This is a genomic window from Dactylosporangium sucinum, from assembly GCF_014647515.1.
Lineage (GTDB): Bacteria > Actinomycetota > Actinomycetes > Mycobacteriales > Micromonosporaceae > Dactylosporangium > Dactylosporangium sucinum.
In genome coordinates this window covers 1-2,550 of the sequence record NZ_BMPI01000165.1, presented here as the reverse complement: position 1 = coordinate 2,550, position 2,550 = coordinate 1, and the positions used below count along the sequence as shown (strand labels likewise).

At 76.2% G+C, this 2,550-nt stretch carries 4 protein-coding genes; 2 read left to right on the top strand and 2 right to left on the bottom strand.

What is annotated here, in order from left to right; all coding sequences use genetic code 11:
- Positions 1 to 53 precede the first annotated feature (53 nt).
- Positions 54 to 566, top strand: a complete 513-nt coding sequence (locus IEZ31_RS55535; RefSeq protein WP_190258254.1) for a CGNR zinc finger domain-containing protein — start codon at positions 54 to 56, stop codon at positions 564 to 566.
- Between the two features lie 180 nt (positions 567 to 746).
- On the top strand, positions 747 to 1,103 hold the full coding sequence (locus tag IEZ31_RS55530) for a GntR family transcriptional regulator (RefSeq protein WP_190258253.1): 357 nt from the start codon (positions 747 to 749) through the stop codon (positions 1,101 to 1,103).
- A gap of 118 nt (positions 1,104 to 1,221) precedes the next feature.
- Here the strand turns inward: IEZ31_RS55530 and IEZ31_RS59320 are convergent, their stop codons facing one another.
- Together IEZ31_RS59320 and IEZ31_RS55520 are read right to left on the bottom strand one after the other, a co-directional pair.
- Positions 1,222 to 2,160: a glycosyltransferase gene (locus IEZ31_RS59320; RefSeq protein ID WP_190258252.1), complete on the bottom strand. Its 939-nt coding sequence runs from the start codon at positions 2,158 to 2,160 to the stop codon at positions 1,222 to 1,224.
- 37 nt (positions 2,161 to 2,197) lie between these two features.
- Positions 2,198 to 2,389, bottom strand: a complete 192-nt coding sequence (locus tag IEZ31_RS55520) for a hypothetical protein (protein ID WP_190258251.1) — start codon at positions 2,387 to 2,389, stop codon at positions 2,198 to 2,200.
- Positions 2,390 to 2,550 lie beyond the last annotated feature (161 nt).

The following is a 2,550-nucleotide window of genomic DNA, read 5'->3' as shown; positions in this document are numbered from 1 at the left end:
GCGGCCGCAGGTGGCGCAGGTGGTCATGCGTCCCAGCGTGCTGTAATGGCCTTGTGCAGTTCAACCATTACGGCGGCACCGGCACCTTCCTCGCCGCGGCGCTGCTCAACGCCCCCGAATGCACCGTGAGCAGAGTTTCCGCGCTGCTCGTCGAGCACGAGATGCAGAGTCGCGTGAGCAACGCCACGCAGGCGGCCGAGCTGCGGGCCTGGGTCGAGCGGGCCCGGCCGGTGTTCGGCGAGCCCGACCCGCGCGCGCAGCTGGCGCTCGTCAACGAGCTGCTCGGCGACGCCACCACGTCCGTGCGGTTGTCGGCCCACGACGGCAACCCGCCGCACCTGCACTACATCACCGACACCGACGACCCCGTCGCCCGCATCCGGGCCGCCATCGCCGGCGGCCTGGCCGTGGCGCTGTGCGGCGCCGGCGGCGACCGGCTCGGGCGCTGCGCGCGGGACGGCTGCGCGATCGTCTTCGTCGACACGTCGCGCAACGGCCGGCGGCGGTTCTGCTCGCTGACGTGCGCCAACCGGGTGAACGTCGCCGCCCACCGGGCCCGCGCGTGATGGACGGCCCGGGACTGCCTCGCGGTGCCGCTGCCGGACGACGACCTGTGCGCCCCGGAACGCTCGGCCGCCCGGCGGCTCCTCGGACGATAGCGCCGCCGCCGGAGTACCGTGATCCGTCATGACGCTCGCGGACCCGCTCGCCGTCCCGGTCGGCGCCGACGCGCTGCCGGTGGCGCCGTGATCACCATCGACGCGGGCTCGTCCGTGCCGCCCTACGAGCAGCTGCGCCGCCAGGTCGCCCGGCAGATCCAGGACCGCACGCTCGCGGTCGGCGAGCGGCTGCCCACGGTGCGGGCGCTCGCCGCCGAGCTGGGTCTGGCCGTCAACACGGTCGCCCGCGCGTACCGGGAGCTGGAGGAGGCCGGCCTGGTCGAGACCCGCGGCCGGGCCGGCTCGTTCGTGTCGGCGGCCGGCCAGCAGAGCCGGGAGCGGGCCCGGCGGGCCGCGGCCGAGTACGCCGCCGCGGTCGCCGGCCTCGGGCTCGACCCCGACGAGGCCCTCCGGATCGTCGAGGCCGCCCTGCGGCAGCGGTGACGCCCGGACGTCAGAGCACGTCCACCGAGCGCAGGTCCCGGTTGGCGTGGTGGACCTCGACGATCTCGGCGCAGCCCGTACACCCGCCGCAGCCAGGCCTCGGCCTGCTCGAAGGTGCTCATCCGGCCAGCTCCCTCGCGACGTGGTCCGGTGCCGGCATGCGGGCGATCTCGTCGGCGAGGGCCCGGGCGGCGTCGCGGTGCTCCGGTGCCCGCAGCCGGTGGGCCAGCTCGGCGACCGCGTCGGCGGTGACGTCGTGCAGCTGCAGCGCGGCCCCGGCGGCGACGAGCGCGCCCGCGTTGGCGAACTGGTCGGCGCCCTGCGGCAGCACCAGCTGCGGCACCCCGGCGGCGAGCGCCCCGAGCGTGGTGCCGCTGCCGCCGTGGTGCACGACGAGCGCCGCGCGGGCGAGCAGCCGGTCCTGCGGCGCCCACGGCAGCACGGTCACGCGGCTGGGCAGGTCGTCGAGCTCCTCGGGCGGCACCCGCCCGGCCGCGACGACGACGGGCAGGCCCAGCCGGTCGACCCCCTCGGCGGCGGCCCGGATGAGCTCCGCGGTGCCGAATGCGGTACCGAAGGTGAGGTACACGATCGGCGACCCGGCCGCCGGCTGCGCCTCGACCGGCCGCATCGGGATGCGCTCGGCGGATCCGACGAAGTCCGGATCCTGCAGCGAGGGCGGGCAGACATCGACGTGCGGCCGGTCGTTGCCGGGCCGGGCGAGGCCGATGCCCTCCGGGAAGAGCCGGCCGAACCCGTGCCAGAGCGAGGGAATCCCGGCCCGGTCCGCGGCGACCGCCACTCCCGGCACGCCCCAACCGTGCACGATCAGCTCCGGCCGCAGCCGCTCGATGTCGCCGGCGATGTCGTCGGCGTAGATCTCGTAGAAGGCGTCGGCGGGCCGGAAGACCTGCAGCCCGCGAGCCTTGAGCGCCGCGTGCACCTCCTCGCCGGCGGCGAAGTGCACCTCGTGCCCGGCCGCCCGGGCGGCAACGGCGAGCGGCACGAGTGGAAAGGCATGCCCGGGCGAGGCCAGGCTCGCGAAGAGGACCCGCATGCCGCTGAACGCTACCTGAGCGCTCCGACGGGCACGCCTACAGCAGCGATGCCGCGAGCATCCGGGTGAGCCACTCCTCGTAGGCGTCCGCGGTCCAGCCTCTGTCCACAGTGGATAGCCGGTACAGCTGCGGCGACAGCAGCACCCAGCAGGCGTCCGCCGCCGCGGCCGGGTCGAGGCCTCCGCGCAGGTGGCCCGCCGCCGCGAGGTGCCCCACGAAGGCCGTCACGCCCGCCAGGCGCTCGCGGTCGGTCTCGGCCGTCAGGTCGGCGGCGTCGGGGCCGCCCGCCGCCAGGGCCGCGGCGCTCGCGTTCGCGCCGTAACAGGAAAGGTCCCGGACCCCTCGGCGAGGGGTCCGGGACCGGCGGCCGGGTCAGGCGTTCGTGAGCT

Coding starts and splice junctions, on each gene's coding strand:
- IEZ31_RS59320 (WP_190258252.1), bottom strand. CDS start 2,160: ATGCGGGTCCTCTTCGCGAGCCTGGCCTCGCCCGGGCATGCCTTTCCA.